This is a genomic window from Imperialibacter sp. EC-SDR9, from assembly GCF_902498805.1.
GTDB lineage: Bacteria > Bacteroidota > Bacteroidia > Cytophagales > Cyclobacteriaceae > Imperialibacter.
Map to the genome: position 1 here is coordinate 40,366 of NZ_LR701600.1, position 16,275 is coordinate 56,640.

At 47.8% G+C, this 16,275-nt stretch carries 16 protein-coding genes; 7 read left to right on the forward strand and 9 right to left on the reverse strand.

The genetic code is table 11. The features are described from left to right. Positions 1 to 54: 54 nt before the first annotated feature. Complete coding sequence (locus GC130_RS21080) at positions 55 to 459, reverse strand: DUF1761 domain-containing protein (protein ID WP_152000340.1); 405 nt, start codon at positions 457 to 459, stop codon at positions 55 to 57. 105 nt (positions 460 to 564) lie between these two features. Here GC130_RS21080 and GC130_RS21085 point away from each other — a divergent pair, with 105 nt between their 5' ends. After that, positions 565 to 1,596: a sensor histidine kinase gene (locus GC130_RS21085; RefSeq protein ID WP_201568611.1), complete on the forward strand. Its 1,032-nt coding sequence runs from the start codon at positions 565 to 567 to the stop codon at positions 1,594 to 1,596. Further along, on the forward strand, positions 1,593 to 2,345 hold the full coding sequence (locus GC130_RS21090; RefSeq protein WP_152000341.1) for a LytTR family DNA-binding domain-containing protein: 753 nt from the start codon (positions 1,593 to 1,595) through the stop codon (positions 2,343 to 2,345). The genes GC130_RS21085 and GC130_RS21090 overlap by 4 nt, the downstream gene beginning before the upstream one ends. Positions 2,346 to 2,357: 12 nt before the next feature. Here GC130_RS21090 and GC130_RS21095 read toward each other — a convergent pair whose 3' ends face one another. The 5 genes from GC130_RS21095 to GC130_RS21115 form a co-directional block, all read right to left on the reverse strand. Next, positions 2,358 to 3,413, reverse strand: coding sequence for an NAD(P)H-dependent glycerol-3-phosphate dehydrogenase (locus GC130_RS21095; protein ID WP_152000342.1), 1,056 nt, complete (start codon positions 3,411 to 3,413; stop codon positions 2,358 to 2,360). After that, positions 3,391 to 5,085 carry a 1-acyl-sn-glycerol-3-phosphate acyltransferase gene (locus GC130_RS21100; protein WP_152000343.1) on the reverse strand — a complete coding sequence of 565 codons (1,695 nt, stop codon included), beginning with the start codon at positions 5,083 to 5,085 and terminating at the stop codon, positions 3,391 to 3,393. The genes GC130_RS21095 and GC130_RS21100 overlap by 23 nt, the downstream gene beginning before the upstream one ends. Positions 5,086 to 5,167: 82 nt before the next feature. Next, a complete protein-coding gene (locus GC130_RS21105) occupies positions 5,168 to 5,821 on the reverse strand; it encodes a hypothetical protein (protein WP_152000344.1) in 654 nt (217 codons plus the stop codon). After that, positions 5,818 to 7,749, reverse strand: a complete 1,932-nt coding sequence (locus tag GC130_RS21110) for a peptidylprolyl isomerase (protein WP_152000345.1) — start codon at positions 7,747 to 7,749, stop codon at positions 5,818 to 5,820. Before GC130_RS21110 ends, GC130_RS21105 begins: the two co-directional genes overlap by 4 nt. 16 nt (positions 7,750 to 7,765) lie before the next feature. Further along, positions 7,766 to 8,677 carry a PhzF family phenazine biosynthesis protein gene (locus GC130_RS21115; protein WP_152000346.1) on the reverse strand — a complete coding sequence of 304 codons (912 nt, stop codon included), beginning with the start codon at positions 8,675 to 8,677 and terminating at the stop codon, positions 7,766 to 7,768. Between the two features lie 206 nt (positions 8,678 to 8,883). Between GC130_RS21115 and GC130_RS21120 the strand changes: the two genes are divergently transcribed. Then, positions 8,884 to 9,858, forward strand: a complete 975-nt coding sequence (locus GC130_RS21120; RefSeq protein WP_152000347.1) for a polyprenyl synthetase family protein — start codon at positions 8,884 to 8,886, stop codon at positions 9,856 to 9,858. Between the two features lie 104 nt (positions 9,859 to 9,962). Further along, the gene (locus GC130_RS21125) at positions 9,963 to 10,541 is read left to right on the forward strand and encodes a Uma2 family endonuclease (protein WP_152000348.1); all 579 of its coding nucleotides are present in this window, start codon (positions 9,963 to 9,965) and stop codon (positions 10,539 to 10,541) included. A gap of 19 nt (positions 10,542 to 10,560) precedes the next feature. Here the strand turns inward: GC130_RS21125 and GC130_RS21130 are convergent, their stop codons facing one another. Further along, complete coding sequence (locus GC130_RS21130; protein ID WP_152000349.1) at positions 10,561 to 12,357, reverse strand: glycoside hydrolase family 9 protein; 1,797 nt, start codon at positions 12,355 to 12,357, stop codon at positions 10,561 to 10,563. A 149-nt stretch (positions 12,358 to 12,506) separates the two neighbouring features. On the opposite strand from GC130_RS21130, the gene GC130_RS21135 reads away from it, so the two are divergent. Continuing rightward, complete coding sequence (locus GC130_RS21135; protein WP_226940565.1) at positions 12,507 to 12,785, forward strand: DUF1778 domain-containing protein; 279 nt, start codon at positions 12,507 to 12,509, stop codon at positions 12,783 to 12,785. Further along, on the forward strand, positions 12,782 to 13,291 hold the full coding sequence (locus GC130_RS21140) for a GNAT family N-acetyltransferase (protein ID WP_226940566.1): 510 nt from the start codon (positions 12,782 to 12,784) through the stop codon (positions 13,289 to 13,291). Before GC130_RS21135 ends, GC130_RS21140 begins: the two co-directional genes overlap by 4 nt. Here the strand turns inward: GC130_RS21140 and GC130_RS21145 are convergent. Then, entirely contained in the window at positions 13,271 to 14,134 is an 864-nt protein-coding gene (locus GC130_RS21145) for a polysaccharide deacetylase family protein (protein WP_152000351.1), read from the reverse strand. The genes GC130_RS21140 and GC130_RS21145 overlap by 21 nt on opposite strands. Positions 14,135 to 14,241: 107 nt before the next feature. Between GC130_RS21145 and GC130_RS21150 the strand changes: the two genes are divergently transcribed. Beyond that, complete coding sequence (locus GC130_RS21150; RefSeq protein ID WP_152000352.1) at positions 14,242 to 15,561, forward strand: Gfo/Idh/MocA family protein; 1,320 nt, start codon at positions 14,242 to 14,244, stop codon at positions 15,559 to 15,561. Positions 15,562 to 15,578: 17 nt separating this feature from the next. Here GC130_RS21150 and GC130_RS21155 read toward each other — a convergent pair whose 3' ends face one another. After that, positions 15,579 to 16,157 carry a hypothetical protein gene (locus tag GC130_RS21155; protein ID WP_152000353.1) on the reverse strand — a complete coding sequence of 193 codons (579 nt, stop codon included), beginning with the start codon at positions 16,155 to 16,157 and terminating at the stop codon, positions 15,579 to 15,581. Between the last annotated feature and the right edge of the window lie 118 nt (positions 16,158 to 16,275).

A 16,275-nucleotide genomic window follows, 5' to 3' on the forward strand; every position in this document is an offset into this window, starting at 1 on the left:
TTATCCTGGAACACCCTCCAAGCAAACTTTTTATTGTGGACATTAAATATCCAATTAATGCCACACCCCCACAATTCCTCCCATCACCGTGAAGGATACCACCTGGTAACCAGCGTTGATGGCCCAAAGGAGGAAGGACTTCCGTTCGAAAAGATAGGTAACACCCATGCCAAGCGCCACCCAGCCGAAGCCCGCCAGAAAGCCTGCAATTAATCCGAAAGTAATGTCTGATTCGGCTCCGATGAAGGCGGCCAGGTTGAAGGCCATGATGAGCTCCAGCACAAAAGCAGTTCCGAAGATTTTGCCCTGGCCACTTTTCAGGTCATCATCTGTGAAGTTGTTTTCTTTCATCCATGCTTTGGCAAAGAGGATGGGGGAGTACCAAACGCCACCTACAAGGAAGGCGCTGAAAGCTGCCACGAATATGGCGAGGTAGTTTAGTTGCGATAAATCAGTCATATTGGTAGGGTTTTGAAAGTAAGTGTTGAAACAAGCTAAATCCTTAATTTTAAGAATGAAAACTGGATTTACTGAAGCCGAATCCCACCATTCCGAAACTGGAAAATGAAGCACTCAAGCCATTTGTCCCGCATCGACGACCGCACTATCCGCTGGATAGGGATTCCTGCTTTCGGTATTTTTATACCCAACTTCACGGGTCTGTTTGGCGATCTTTGGTTGTCCGACTGGATGTACTGGTTTGGTTATATCTACTTCATTTTCATTTCGTGGAGCATCTGGCAGGGGAATCGTTGGTTGCTATTCAAGCAACGTGAAAACATGGATTGGTTCAGTAGTCCTGTCCGGAAGCTGATTATTCTTGTCGCAGCCAATGTGTTTTATACCGCCCCGGTTACAGTGGCCCTAATCGTTGGCTGGTACTGGTTTTCTGGTGTGGGGCCGGTTGACTGGGATGCCGTGCAGCTGGTGTCGCTGGCCAATGTGATCTGCGTTATTTTTGTTACTCATGCCTACGAAACGGTCTTCCTGATCAAGGAGCGCCAAACCGACTTGTTGGCCTTTGAGCAGCTGGAGCGAGCCAGAGTGGAGGCTGAGCTTGAGATTTTGAAAAGCCAGATCGACCCGCATTTCATGTTCAACTCGCTCAATACACTCGCCTACCTGATTGAAAACGACAGAGACAGGGCGCTTCAGTTCAACGAGAGCTTGTCGGATGTGTACAGGTATATCCTTATGAACAAACAGAAGGAACTGGTGTCGCTAGAAGAAGAGATTGCCTTCGCTAACAGCTACTTTACGCTGGTTCGCATCAGGTTTGGCGACGGGGTGCATTTTGATGTGGACATTGCTGATGAGTCTAATAAACTGATGGCGCCTATCAGCCTCCAGCTGCTTTTGGAGAATGCGGTAAAACACAACGAATTTAGCGAAAAGGAGCCCCTGGTCATTCGGCTGCGGCTGGATAATGGTTGGGTGGAAGTGGCCAACAACCTGCAAGCCAAACACCTCAAAGGTACTTCAAGAATCGGACTGAGAAATCTAACGGAACGTTACAGACTGCTAACCGGCAAGGAGGTGCTTGTTGAGGCAACAGAGAAGGAGTTTAAAGTGAAATTGCCTTATCTTGAAGTATGAAAGTCGCTATCATAGAAGACGAAGTGCCTGCCAGGCAGCAACTGATTTCCTTTCTGAAAAAGTTACGGGACGACATTGACGTTGTCAATGAGTCGGCAAGTGTGAAAGAGGCTGTGGCCTTCCTTCAGAGGGCGCCTGTGGTCGACTTGCTGTTCATGGATATCCAGCTAAACGATGGCCTTTCTTTTGAAATTTTTAAGAAAGTGACGGTGAGCTGTCCTGTAATTTTCACTACCGCATTTGATCAGTATATGCTGGACGCTTTTAGAGAAAATGGTATTGACTATTTGCTGAAGCCACTTAAAAAGGCCGATTTAGTGCAGGCTTTTACCAAGATGGAGAAACTGAAAAGCCATTTCTCTTCTGATATAGTGGAGGCCCTTCGATCGGTTCAGGAAGGACAAAGAGGATTGAGGAAAAGGTTTGTAGCAAAAAAGGGGGTCAGTTTTAAGTCGGTGCCCGTGGATGAAATTCAATACTTTTTTTCTGAGCACAAAGTAAGTTTTCTTGTCAACAGAGAAGGCGAAAAGTTGATACTTGATAAGCCGCTGACTGACCTTGAAAATGAACTTGACCCGGACGTTTTTTTTCGAATTAACCGAAAGTACATAGCGTCTATTTCAGCCATTGAAAGTTACCGGAGTTTTGAGAAGGGTAAGTTGGCTGTGGCTCTTGTGCCTAACCCAAAAGAAGAGGTAGTTGTGAGCCAGGAAAAGGCCAGCCTTTTTAAGAGCTGGATGGAAAAGTGATATTCTACTGACCTACAAAAAATCGATTTCGGCCCTGAAGGGGAATTTCATCAGGTAGGTGGTGGCATCTCCCACGGTCATTTCTTCGTTAATAATGTTGTGTAGCGCTTCCGTAATGGGGCACCGTACTTTGTAGAATTCCGAAAGGCTTTTGACGATTTCAATGGTTCGCACTCCTTCGGCAGTCTCTTCCATGCTTTCGATGATGTCTTTGATTTTCTCACCCTTTGCCAGCCTTGTGCCAACCGTAAAGTTACGGCTATGCTGGCTTGAGCAGGTGGCGATCAGGTCTCCAACACCTGCCAGGCCTATAAACGCTTTGGTGTTGCCGCCTAGTGCCTGACCAATGTAGATCATTTCTACCATGCCCCGGCTAATGAGCAGGGCTTTGGCGTTTTCGCCCAGGCCGAGCCCGTGGATAACACCGGCACCAATGGCAATGATGTTTTTTAGTACGCCACACAATTCCACTCCGATGAGGTCGCTGTTACCATAAATGAGAAAACGTTCATTTTTCAGCAGTTGCTGACCGGCATTGATCACCTCGTCAAAATGGCTGGCTACTACTGATGCCGCCGGTTGTTTGGCGGCCATTTCACCAGCGAGATTAGGGCCTGCCAGACAACCCACTCTCACGACGGAGCTTTCCTCCATGATCACCTCGCTCATGGTCTTTACATAGTCCCGGCTGAGTGGCCTGTTGGCGTTAAGCTGCTTGTTATCAGGAAGGCTCACATCGAAGCCCTTCGTACCATGGATGAGGATATGGTAGGGGCGAAGATAGGGCGACATGCGGCGGATGAGCTCCCGCAGGTTGGCGGAAGGCACAACCGGGAAAATGACATTACACGACTTAGCCACAAGCTCCAGGTCGTTGGTTACCGTGATTCTTTCATGAAGGGGTTGCCCGGAACTCTCCCTCTTGTCATTAATATTTTTGGCTCTTTCCGGTGTGCGGGCATAAAGTATTACGTCTGTCTTTTCAGCCAGCATATTGGCTATCACAGTCCCGAAACTGCCGGCGCCTAATACGCCCACCGGATCTTTAGATGAACTTTTCGAGGTCATAGCCATCCATCCGGTTATAGTAGTAAAAAAGCCTGTTCATGTCCTGCGTTGTCACATTTCCTTTTTTGTTCTTCAAAATAGGCCTCAGGGCATGGTACATGCCGCAGTTGTCAATTCCGTATTTGATCACGTCGTCAACGGGGCCGTCAAGGTGACTGGCGAAGTTGATCTTCCCCATTTCCTTCATGCGAAATATTTCCTCTCTTAGCTTACTGAAAGTCTCCCTGAACTCGGCGTAGTCAATCTCTGTGTCCTCGTCGGGCAGTCGGAGCAGATTGTAAAGATCAAGCGCCGGGTTTCTCCTTTTGATCATTTCAAAAGCTGTGAAAGCTACCAGATGGCTGCTAAATACCCGGTTGTATTTGTGGTACTCCTCTACGATCCTTTTGGCGAGAATACGGGTATATTCCTGCTCCCGCTGTGCGTCGAAGGTGATTACGCCATCGGTGGTGAAGTAGTCCTTTATTTCCATCGGGTTTCCCTGCTTGTCAAGGCTGTTTCCGTGGTTGTCTACATAGTTGCCAAACACATCCATGGCCCTGCCAATACTTACCGAGATGTCGGAGCCTCTGGTGAAAAATTTCAGCAGAAACTTAATGATTTTGTAGGACGTGGAGTACTCATCGTTTTCCACATAGTACCGTTCCTGTCCCTTCCTTTCAAGATAGTCGTTGATAAGGCTAGGCGCCTCGAGAACGAAGTGGTAGTTGAGTACCACGGGTACAATGAATATTTTTTTCGCTTTCTCTTCGTCTTCTTCAAAATGCTCCCTTTGAGCTGCCACTGTTGTGCTCAGCAAGCCGAGCTTAAGCTGTGTTTCAATGGCTCCCGACCTTGACCTGGTTCCGCCCGGGAAGAACAGGCTGTGACAGCCATATTTCAAAGCTTCCTGTGAGTACGTTTTTAGCGTTTCCAGGTAGATCAAATTCTTCTTTCGTCTGTCTACTTTGTAAGCGCCAAGGCTATTCATGAAGTAGGCAAAAATCCTGATATTGAAGAGGTTAAGTCCGGCGCCGTAGATAAATGGTGGCAAGCCCATGTGCTGAATTACCCAGCCAATGAGTATAGAATCGAGGTTGCTAAAGTGCGTGGGCACCATAACGATGGTACCTCTTCTTGCCAGACGGCGGAGCTGCTCCACTTGTCCCACCACGTGGATTTTGTCGTCGAGGTCAAGCTGTTTGCTCCAAAGGGACTTAATGCCTTTTACCCGGGTAGCATTGAGCAGGCGAGCAAAACCAAAGGTAATGACGGTACGAGCAAATCTGTAATGCGAATTTTTGAAATCGCCTGAGATCTCGTTAGCGTAACGCTTGATAATCTCCCGAAGGATGGCCTCTTCGGTTTCCTTCTTTTTTGCCTCGTCGTCATTGGGGATTTCAATGAGCCTTTTCTGTATCTGATTCCAAAAGTCCTTTTCGTCTTTCGGATCAACTTTCCAGGGGTTCTGCTTCATGCGCAGCCTCTCCCGGTAAACAGTTGACTCCAGTTCTTCTTTCAGCGACCGTCCCGATGTGAGAGTGATCAGGTTTTTCAGGCTCTCATTGGTAACAGTTTCAATGAAAGCTTTCTTGTTTTTGTTCAGCTGTACAATAGGCCAGTACCGGGTCCTTGGCAGGACTGGCTTATATCTCTTCTTTTCTCCTTTTATTTTTTCCGTCTCAACTTCCATTCACAATCGGGCTTCTTGGGGGGCCAATATACTAATTTAAAGACATCACACAGAAAGTGTTTGTGACAATGTGCCAGATTCCTTATCTGCTATCAGAACGCTCAATGAAGGCGTCAGGGGGAACAGATTCATCGACTTTTGCCCGGTAGTGGTTAACGCCGTCATACTCGAAATGAAGCTCCATCGATAGTTTCATTAGATCTAAAACTTTATAATCGGCTTGGTTTGATGATAGGTCTGGCAGAACGAGGTAGAGGTAAAGCCTGGTATTGTTATTTGTTGAATCTTTTAGCAGATAAGCTGGGAAGACGTGCGATTCCCCCAGTGCCATCCTGGGTATGAGGTGATTGTAGAAGCTGATGAATGCGGGCATCGCTTCGCCAATTCCAGGCAACATGATGTCGTAGCGAATTTTATCCTCTTTGAGAGTGAGCACCTTTACGCCGACCAGTCCGTAGTACATCAATCCTACACCCCCAATACCCAGCACAAGCAGAAGTACTGCCCATTTGTTCCACGAAAAAAGCGTAATAAATGCAATACAGCTCAAAAGTCCGCCACCAATAAGTGGCCCGAGCAGTTGCCTGTGATTGGTTTCCAAACGCATGATGGGTGTAAGAGCATACTTTTTGGACTTCCCTTTCCTGATCACCTCCAGGTAAGAGGCAAATAAGTTGAGATGATTTTTCTGGTCGTCAGGATCAGCCAGGGGGCATGAGGCAATGGGCCTGCTCATGGCAGCTTGATGGAGGTGATGCGGTCTCCCACTTCAATGGAGTTGACCACATCCATCCCTTTGGTCACTCTCCCGAAGATGGTATAGGCACCATCGAGGTGTGGAGTGGGAGAGTGCGTAATAAACCACTGTGAGCCTTCGGTGTCTTTGCCTGCGCTCGCCATGCCAACGTAGCCAGTGCCGTACTTTTGAGTTGAAAACTCCGACCTGATGACACCATCCGAACTGCCATAGCCATCGCCTCTTGGACAACCAGCCTGAATCACGAAGTTGGGCACCACCCGGTGAAATGTGAGGTTTTCGTAGAAACCGCTGCGTGCCAGACTAACAAAATTCTCAACCGAGCCGGGTGCCTCTTCTATCAGTAGCTCAATTTCTATTACCCCCCTCGATGTTTCTATCATCGTTTTTGCTCCCTTGGTAATTTCCGTCACCACGTCCCAGGCAATTGGGTTTTGGTAGAGCTGCCCGGGGCTAATGCCCTCTCGTCCTTCATAGGCGCTAATGGTGCTTCCCAGCGCCTGGTAAGGCTCCAGATCCTCCGGAAGATGCAGGCTGTCGAGTCCCTGATACATAAACTGGATATTGCCGAAGTAAGGCTGGAGCCTCGACCTCAGTCTTGTGAGTGTGGACGCTGCCACGGTTACCTGCCCTGCATCACCCGAAAGAATGGCTTGTCTGAAATAGCCAATCAGTTCCGGCTGTTTGAAAGCAGGGAACTGCGTCGACTGGTTCATGGCACTTAAGGCCTCCATGGCGCTGGTCCGAACAAACGGGTGGGGATCATCCAGCTGATTCCCAAGAAAGGCGCTGGCGTTGGGATAGTTTCCCAGTGCCTGCAAAATAAATCCTTTGTCATATGGATTGCTCATCCCGCCATACATTTCCGAAAGCTCTCTATATGCATTGTAGCCGTACAGGTTGCTTTCCAGCAGATTGCCTAAAACAATGGCTCTTGTTCTGGGTATCACAATCTGATCATTAACATCCCATATCCATCGCTCCACTTCCCGGACTTGCCATGTACTTATTGTTTCACCAGCACTCACCGACGTTTGATAATCTTTGCTTTTAAGTATTTCGAGGAGTGTTGATTCCACGATAGAGAAATGCTCCTGCTTAAGCGCCCTGATGAGGTTTACCCTGACCAGGGAGTTACTCTCACTGTTGAGTTGGTCGTCGATAAAAAAAGCTATCGAGTCGTTGTTGGATTTTACTAAAGCCCTTGCTGCAGCCATTCTCACCGCTGGAAGAGAGTCGTTGGCGGCGCTGCTTTTTAGTATGCTTTCAAAATGTGCTATGCTTATCCCTCTCATTCTTCCAAAATAGTTGGCAGCAGCCAGCCTTGCCTGATCAGGTAGGGTGTCGGCCAGGATGGCGCTGGCAGCCACTGTCAGCACTGAGTCACTAATGCCTCCAAGGCCAGCACGATAAATGCCCCACGCCTTACCTGTGATAGTAAGGTCGTCGTTAGCTTCATAAGCCGCTAAGAAATGCATGTAATCGGTGCTGAGGCATTTGCCCAGTGCCTCCAAAAGATGGTACCTGACCAAAGGCTCCGTTTCAAGCGGCAGCCTGTTGGCCAGCGCCGACTGTGCACTTTTTCTCTTCATTTGGCCGATGGCAAAAGCAGCTGCTTTTCTTACTTCAATTTTTGAATCTGATAAAAGAGGAAAAAGATAGGGAAGCCCAATTGTGTCTTGAGTGGAGGCGAAGGCCATCGCCGCTTCTTCACGATACACACTCTGCTGATGGGTGAGATAGGGAATTAAAGCCTCCGACTGCCGCCTGTCTTTGAAGTCGTATAGCTTCACCAGCTCCGGGTCTGCAAATTTGTTGGGGAAGGTCTTGATGCGTTCTGATTCATTCTCAGAACACGATGTGATAAAAGCAATGGCAATCAGGAACAGTACAAAGTAGTTTTTCATGGGCTGGATTTGATCCTTAGGGCAAAAATAGTTGACCTTGACCCATAAACACACAGTAGCCACCGACTTTTACCTGAGTGATGGCAGTTTCCGACCTTTCTATTTCCAGGTAGAGCTTGCTGGGCCTACCCATTTCGTAGCCTTGTTCGCTGATGATCTTTGTTTTTTTTCCGGTATTTCTAAGCTTATGCTGTACTAAATAGCAGCCCAATGGTCCGTTGGCTGACCCTGTAGCAGCATCTTCTACAATGCCTGCCTCCGGGGCAAACATGCGGCCATGCACGTGTGATTCGATATCGTCTCCACCCATGGCGAAGGGGTAAATCCAACCGGGATTGTATTTCTGAACCACTTTTTCCCAAACATCTGACCTGAACTTGATTTTTCTTACAGCATCCAGGGATTTCAAGGGTGTGATGAGATAGGGCACACCACAGGATACAGTTTGCGGGCTGTAATTTGGCAGGAAGTCACTTTCTTTAAGCGAGAGCAGCTCTGCCAGCAATGCTATATCAGTTAGCTGATTCCCAAATGTTGGCAAGGGCTGTGTCATCACGAGCATTTCAGGCGCACCATTCTGAATGTCAATATCTACCCGGATAGTGCCAACTTTTTCTTCAAGAAACACTGTTAGTATTTTGTCCTCCGGCTTGTAATCAATATCTCTTGCAATAACAAAAGCGGTGCCCAATGTAGGGTGGCCGGCAAATGGCAGCTCCTGACCAGGGGTAAATATACGCACCCGGGCATTGTGGTCTTCATTTTCAGGAGAGTAGATGAAAGTGGTTTCTGAAAGGTTAAACTCTCTGGCAATCTGCGTCATTTCTTCTTCTCTAACGAGGTCGCCTTTGGATATCACTGCCAGCTGATTGCCACCAAAGGGAGACTGCGTAAATACATCCACCAGGAAATAAGGTATTCGACGCATAGGTATTGTTTATTTTAAGGACTAAGGAGGAAAATATCACCTAACCTCGAAGTTTTTGCTGAATTGATCAAATCAAACTTTCCGGGTGGCAAATAAAAGGTGAATTTTGTTGCCCTGGCTGAAACTATAGCCTTTATCAGAGGGTTTACCGCCTGGTATTGCTTTTGCAAAGCAGGTTTAACCTGTTATTATTGTGCCGCAAACATATGAAGCTTCAACTAGAAGATATCCAGGCGCCCATTGCGCAAGAAATGACTGAATTCGAGAAGAAATTCCGACACTCCATGAAGAGTAATGTCATGTTGCTGGATAAAATAATGACCTACATAGTGAAGCGAAAGGGCAAGCAAATGCGGCCCATGTTTGTATTCCTTAGCGCTGGTGTTTATGGGCCTATTACCGACGCTACTTACCGGGGTGCTTCTCTGATCGAACTGCTTCACACCGCCACGCTGGTGCATGACGACGTGGTGGACGATGCCAACTACCGCAGAGGATTCTTTTCCATTAATGCGCTCTGGAAAAACAAAATTGCAGTGCTGGTTGGCGACTTTCTGTTATCAAGAGGCCTTTTGCTTTCAGTTGATAATGGCGATTTCGATTTACTGAAAATTGTTTCCGAAGCAGTAAAGGAAATGAGTGAAGGCGAGTTGCTGCAAATGGAGAAGGCCAGAAAACTGGATATCTCTGAGGAAGTATACTATGACATCATCAGGCAAAAGACTGCCAGTTTAATCACCAGCTGCTGTAAAGTGGGCGTAGCTTCCGTCGGGGCCGATAAGGCTTCTATTGACCGAATGGGCATGTTCGGGGAAAAAATTGGTTTGGCGTTCCAGATCAAGGACGACCTTTTTGACTATGGTGCTGACGAAATTGGTAAGCCGCTAGGTATTGACATCAAAGAAAAGAAGCTGACGCTACCGTTGATCTATGCTTTACGTGAGGCGAGCCCAAGCGACAGAAAGCGAATCCTCAGCATTATCCGGCACGACAGTGACAAGCCCAAAAAGCGAACGGAAGTTATTGACTATGTGAAGCAATCCGGAGGGCTTGATTACGCCAGAGACGCTATGGAGCGCCACTATCAGGAGGCGCTCGTTATTCTTGATGAGTTTAGGGATTCTGTTTATAAAACTTCGCTGAAGCAGTTGGTGCAGTATACGATTGAGAGGACGAAGTAATACATCCGTACCTTGCTCATTGCTCTGGTAAAGAGCCCGTCTCCAGGTGGCCATCTTTCAAATTAATTCTTTAACTTTATTAAGCTGAATCAAAATAGAAACAGATGGTTCATGAACTGAATACACAGTCATTAGGGAAATTTACAGAGGCGGAGTTTCAGAACTTTTGCATGGACAACCGACATTTGCGAATCGAGCGAGACGCAGAAGGAAATATTATTATTATGTCACCGACCTATAGCGAAACAGGTTTCTACAATTCCAATCTACTAATCGAATTTGGTGCATGGAACAAAAAGTCAAAAGCGGGCTATGTCTTTGATTCTTCCACAGGATTTACCTTACCCAATTCAGCTATTCGCTCTCCTGATGTCAGCCTTATTTTAAAAGACAAGTGGGAAGCACTCCCAAAGACTGAGAAAAAGAAGTTCGCCCACGTGTGTCCCGATTTTGTTATCGAAATTGTTTCTGCCTCTGACAACCTGAAGCAGGTTCAATCTAAAATGAACGAGTGGATCAGCCAGGGAGCTTCTCTGGGTTGGCTTATCGACTTTGACAATCAAAAGGTTTGGATTTACTCAACCGGCGGCAACACAAGTGAGCATCCCTTTGATCAACCATTGACAGGCACAGGGCCAATTGATGGCTTTGCAGTGAGTTTGCCTGAGATAATGAAAGGCTGATTGACGCTTCATTGCCTTCCTACTTATCCACCCCAAAATATGCCATCATAAAAATGGCGCCAGCCGTACCATCCATGGTGGGTTCGTTGGTCGAATAGTCGCCTATGTCGTCATGGTACACAACGAAAGGATTTTGAAAAGCAGCGAATTCATCTGGTTCTGAGAGCTCCACAGCCAGCATTTTGTAATAGATGCTGCCAAATAATGGTCCGTCGACAAGCCCGCCTGGCACCTCCTTTTTTGTCATTGCCCACACGCTGGTATGTACGTCTGTTGGGTATTCACCACCTTCGGGCATGCCGGTAAACATGGTGGTGCCCCATGGATTACGTCCAAAGAGCCAATCTCGTTGTGCCACCAAATAGCTGTGGTATTGCAGGTCGCCGGTCATTTTCTCATAAAGAATGATTTGGGCTGCAAGACTTGTCAGGAGGTTGTTGGAACACCAGATAAAAGGGATGCCAATGTTGTAAGGGTTGCGTGTCGCTTTCTTCAGCGTAAAGTCAATCCCCGCCCGATAGTAGCTAGCCAGTGTATCCTGAAATGCTGGTTCCACCACATCATAAAGGGCGTAGTGCCCCAGGTTAATGAATGGGTAATATTGGTAGTGAGCCGCAGTGTCGAGCACGGTCCAGCCTTCGGTATTGGCCATGCGGGCATACTTTTTTGCGTCTTTCAGGTAAGCCCTTTCGCCAGTGACTTTGTATAGCTCTGCTGCTCCCCATTCCATGTCGTCGGCCCAGGTTTGTTCAGTGTAGCGATACGGCGCTCCATATGAATTGCCCTGCTGAAAACCTTCCTTCGCTTTTCCCAGTGCATACAGCGTTTTGGCTGCTTCCAGGCAGTCGGAGGCGAAAGACGCATCTTTCAGGTCGTTTTTCCAGATGCGGGCGCCCAGTGCCAGGGCAGCGGCCGATCGTCCTGCAAGATTGGCGACCCCGGTGGCCTCACTTTTATACTTCATCAGGCCTTGAGGTTGTCCGGTAGCGAAATAGGCCACCCGGTAGCTGTTGGGGCCCCAGCCATAGTCCGAAGGGTCATTGTCCGGCATTTTCCAGCCTTTGTGATCCCGGTCGTCGGCCACTTGATGGATGAGCTGGTCAGGAGCCGGATGCATTTTGAGGATCCAGTCGAGGCCCCATTTGGCTTCGTCAAGCACGTCGGCAAGCCCATTGCCGACGGGCTGGCCAAGGGCGTTGGTTTCGTCAGCAAAGCGCTTGGGAAATAGTTCGTAAGCCAGTAGCATGTGGCCAGTGGCATAGCTGCCCGTGATCAGGTACTTTAGCTGATCTCCGGCGTCGTGCCAGCCGCCGCTCACATCCACATAAGTGGAGTCTGGCATGGGGCCAAACATGCTGCGCCCGTCACGCTGGTGGCACACCATGTCGAGGAAGGGGTTGTAGCCGCAGCGCTGCTGACGCATGAAGGTGAGCAGGGGTTCGGTTTGCCCGCTGTAGGCGTTATCTGAAATGGTGAACTGGCGGGAGGCCGTTTTGCTTTTCTGCCCTACCAGCTTGTAGGTACCTTCTTTGGTGATGGAGGTGAAGTCCAGTGCATAGTAATAGCTGAAAGTGCCCCAACCTTTGGCTTTTGACTTGATTGGTTTTACTACGGCCAAAGGTGAGCCAGTATTGGCATCCACTAATTGAAAAGTCTCCTTTACCGGCGAATTGGAAAAGACGATGGCCACTTTGCTTTCATTTGGTAAGTAGCCGATTTGGTTGATGCGAATATGCACAGCATCAGCTTTGGCCTCCGTGGGGTCGGAAAGTGGGAGGAGGAAGGAAACCAGAAATTGCAGGTAGAGTAGGGTCATGGAGCAAACGTTTCGTGTCAAGGAAATCAAAAATCAGCTAAAGATAAATTCAACCAGCCGTTATAGTGTATAGAAGATCAAATTGTTTGAACTTCTAAGCTATTTTGTACGTATATTTTCCGTACATTTGGCATGAAAACAATATGACCATGAGTGTTTCAGAAAAGGCAAGATTTGATACAAGGCTTTCAAGGGAGCAAAAAGAGTTGTTTGAATACGCAACTAGTTTGGGTGGGTTTCGAACCCTCACTGAGTTTGTTATACACTCTGCCCAGCAGGAGGCAGAGAAGATTGTTGAAAAACACGACAGGATCATAGCGTCTAGCAAGGACAAAGAAATTTTTTTTGATGCACTGATGAACCCTCCCGCACCTAATAAGGCTTTGAAGAATGCTTTGAACAGGCATAGAGGTTCTTTGAAGCATTGAAGAACTATGCCATAGTGCCTCTTAATACCTCTCACCACAAGAGTGAGTTCAGCTGTGGTCAGCCTATGCTGGACAATTATCTTATCAAGCAAGCGAAGCAGGATGTTAAACGGAAGCTGTCTGTTTGTTTCGTACTTGCCGATAGTGAGGGTGTGGTTTTTGGATTTTATACCCTGTCAAGCACCTCCATAAGCCAAAAATTCATTCCGGAAGAAATAAGGAAGAAGCTGCCCCCTAACTATCATGATTTGCCCGCTACACTTCTTGGGAGACTGGCAGTTGATAAGAAAATGGCTGGTAATGGTTTTGGTGAGCTATTGTTGGTTGATGCTTTGAAGAAGAGTTTTGAGACGGCCAGTAGCAGTATAGGCTCGATGGCGGTGATTGTTGATCCGATTGATAACAATGCAGTCCATTTCTATCAAAAGTATGGGTTTATTCTGTTGCCCGACAGTGGCAAGATGTTCTTACCTATGGGCACAATATCACTCCTCTTTGACGCCTGAAGTGCCAGCAATGAGCAGGTCAACAAGGGATTTGAACTCATACTCTTTCGCTCTCAACTCAACAATCAGCTCCTCCAGCCTCATATAAAACTTGTCTGTTCTTTCCGGTGCTGTGCCAATGTGCACAAGCAGCAAAAATCCATTGAGACCTGCCGGGTCTGTTTGCTCGTACTCCAGGATGCTGTTGTAGATGACCTCACTGCTTCGGTAGTTGGGCATGTCGGGCGTGGTGTAGTCGGCGTTGGACCTGGTGCCGCTGGTGAAGTTGATCAACTGGAGGCCGAAGTCACGAGTCCAGGTGCTGATGCTTTCGTTGTACCATTCGTAGGGTGGCAAAAAATAGGAGGCATCTGATTTTCTTATTCCAAACCGCCCCATTTTTAGATAGTTTGCCTCAAGGTCTTGCGTGAACTCCCGTTTTGTTACCAGCAGGCTATCACGATTCTCCCAGGAGCAATACAACAGGTGCTTGTCGGAGTGTGCGCCAAGGTAATGACCGTTTTGTTTGAGCTGATGGATGATTTTTTCAAATGCCGGATTACCATAAAAATTACCCGTGAAAAAGAAGCCTGCTTTCACCTGTTGTTTGGCCAGCACATCAATGACGTGCGTCGCACCATCTGCAAATTCATCGCCGGTGAAGACGAGGGTCAGGGACTTTTCAGCGGTATCAGCCCTCACGACAGCCCCATGCTGACATTCAAAAAAGGCACATGGGTCTTGTGATGCTTTCTCCGATTCTTTGCTAGCGCAGCCAAAAACCAACCAAAGAAGCAAGATGATCACAATCCAAAGAACAGCCCTTTTGAGCCTGTTTTTATTGGATTCAGGAATTTCCGGCATAACTAGTTTTAGTTTCTTATTTGCACCTACTGATCCAAATCTACATTTCTGCTTTCATAATGGAAAATATCCTTTTAGCTTAGGCAGAGATACATACCTACTCCATTATGACTACCAACAGACGCACCTTTGTGAAGCACACCACCCTTGGGTTGGGCGCTTTGACTATTCTCCCATCAGCAGTTTTAGCCGGTCGCAGAAAGGCCGCTCCCAGCGATGTTGTCAACGTTGGCCTTATCGGCTGCCGGGGCCAGGGCTACTGGATTCTTGAGAACCACATGAACAATGCCGATGCGCAGTGCGTGGCGCTTTGCGACGTGGATGAAAATGTGCTGAACGACAAAGCGGCGCAAGTCGAGAAAAAGCAAGGCAAAAAGCCAAAGCTGTACAAAGACTATAGATACCTGCTGGCTGATAAAGATATTGACGCCGTTATCATCGGTACGCCCGATCATTGGCATTGTTTGCCTTTTGTAGAAGCGCTGCAAGCCGGGAAAGATGTGTATGTTGAAAAACCCCTGGCCAATAGCATCGGTGAAATAGAGGTAATGACGGCGGCGGCTAAAAGATACAGCAGGCAGGTGGTGCAGGTGGGCCAGCAGCAGCGCAGCGGCACCCACTGGGCTGATATCATGGGCATGGTGCATGAAGGAAAGCTGGGTAAACTTCGCAAGATCAAAGTATGGGGTAATTTCGGCTACGGCATTGGTCAGCTCAAGAAGCCCGATGAGCCAGTACCAGCCGGAGTGGACTTCAATACCTGGCTTGGGCCGGCACCTGACCGGACTTTCAATGCCACTCGTTTTCATGGTTCCTGGCGCATGTTTTGGGACTACGGTGGGGGCCTAATGACCGACTGGGGCGTGCATTTGCTCGATATGGCGCTTTGGGCTGGCAAGGTCGACTACATGCCCTCAAGGGTGAGTTCGGTTGGAGGCAATCTTTCCTTTCCCGATTACAACCACGAAACACCCGACACCCTTTCTGTGGTGTACCAAATGAAAGACTTTGTGCTGACCTGGGATCACACGGCGGGCATCCAGAGCGGGCCTTACAACAAGCCCTATGGCCTGGCTATTCAGGGCGACGATGCCACCATTGTTGCCAACAGAGAATTCTGGGAGCTAAAGCCTGAAAACAGAAACGGAAGCCCAACCATGGAGCCGATGCTTTTCGAAAAAGGAAAGAACTACCACCCGGAGCACGTTCGTAATTTTCTCGATGGCATCAAAAGTCGTGGTACCACCAACTGTACGATTGATATTGGCCGAATGGCAGGCATTTACGCTCATTTGGGTAACCTTTCGCTGCGAGGCGGAGGCCCGGTTAGTTACGATGAAACCAAGCGGCAGATTGTGAATAACAAAGCGGCCAATGCGCTGGTGTTTCCGAGCTACAGGAAGCCGTGGGTGTTGCCGAAAATTTGATGGGGGACGTGATGTGCTTACCTTCGGAGTTTGACGACCATAGCCCATTGGTTATTGCTTTTGCCATGGTTGTTAACTAGGGCATAGTCCGTGCCACCATACCGGGCGCCAATGGTAACTTTTTCGTGGATGGCATAGTCCAAGCTCGCTCCAAAGTTGAATCCTAAGAACAACTTTCTGACATCGTAGGAATCAAGAATAGATACTTCACCGTATCTATTGGACAACCCTAGTACGTGTTGCTCACGGCCATATCGTAGCGAAGGCCCGATGAAAAAGGCACCCCGGAATTTACTAAGGGGAAGGATAAAGTTGACATCAAAATCCAGATTGAGTCCGTTCGAAATCTCTTTGAAATCAGCAACCGCTAGTTGGCCAGAAGCCCTAAAACCCGCTAACCTTCCGGTAAGAGAAAGCCAGTTTCTTACCAGAGGCCGGTCTGTTGATACTGCCAGATAAGGCCCGGAAACGCTGTTTCCCAACATGTCGGCCCGAAATACTTTTCCTACTGATAGTCCGATGTTATTAGGTAATCTCTGAGAAAACCCAGTTATGTACACCAGGCAGAAAGCTAAAACAAGTACATTCTTTTTCATGGAAGGTAGTATTGAGGTGAATCTAGAGTCATTTGTTGTAAATAAATATATGAATAAATTCATTAAGTATTCATAAAAATTTCAAGTAGATTCTCATTTAGTCGTCTGGTTGGCCTAA

Bases quoted from the DNA above. Each gene is read 5' to 3' on its own strand.
- GC130_RS21090 (WP_152000341.1), top strand. From the start codon at position 1,593: ATGAAAGTCGCTATCATAGAAGACGAAGTGCCTGCCAGGCAGCAACTG.
- GC130_RS21105 (WP_152000344.1), bottom strand. From the start codon at position 5,821: ATGAGCAGGCCCATTGCCTCATGCCCCCTGGCTGATCCTGACGACCAG.
- GC130_RS21155 (WP_152000353.1), bottom strand. From the start codon at position 16,157: ATGAAAAAGAATGTACTTGTTTTAGCTTTCTGCCTGGTGTACATAACT.
- GC130_RS21100 (WP_152000343.1), bottom strand. From the start codon at position 5,085: ATGGAAGTTGAGACGGAAAAAATAAAAGGAGAAAAGAAGAGATATAAG.
- GC130_RS21150 (WP_152000352.1), top strand. From the start codon at position 14,242: ATGACTACCAACAGACGCACCTTTGTGAAGCACACCACCCTTGGGTTG.
- GC130_RS21115 (WP_152000346.1), bottom strand. From the start codon at position 8,677: ATGCGTCGAATACCTTATTTCCTGGTGGATGTATTTACGCAGTCTCCC.
- GC130_RS21095 (WP_152000342.1), bottom strand. From the start codon at position 3,413: ATGACCTCGAAAAGTTCATCTAAAGATCCGGTGGGCGTATTAGGCGCC.
- GC130_RS21125 (WP_152000348.1), top strand. From the start codon at position 9,963: ATGGTTCATGAACTGAATACACAGTCATTAGGGAAATTTACAGAGGCG.
- GC130_RS21145 (WP_152000351.1), bottom strand. From the start codon at position 14,134: ATGCCGGAAATTCCTGAATCCAATAAAAACAGGCTCAAAAGGGCTGTT.
- GC130_RS21110 (WP_152000345.1), bottom strand. From the start codon at position 7,749: ATGAAAAACTACTTTGTACTGTTCCTGATTGCCATTGCTTTTATCACA.
- GC130_RS21135 (WP_226940565.1), top strand. From the start codon at position 12,507: ATGAGTGTTTCAGAAAAGGCAAGATTTGATACAAGGCTTTCAAGGGAG.
- GC130_RS21085 (WP_201568611.1), top strand. From the start codon at position 565: ATGAAGCACTCAAGCCATTTGTCCCGCATCGACGACCGCACTATCCGC.
- GC130_RS21120 (WP_152000347.1), top strand. From the start codon at position 8,884: ATGAAGCTTCAACTAGAAGATATCCAGGCGCCCATTGCGCAAGAAATG.
- GC130_RS21080 (WP_152000340.1), bottom strand. From the start codon at position 459: ATGACTGATTTATCGCAACTAAACTACCTCGCCATATTCGTGGCAGCT.
- GC130_RS21130 (WP_152000349.1), bottom strand. From the start codon at position 12,357: ATGACCCTACTCTACCTGCAATTTCTGGTTTCCTTCCTCCTCCCACTT.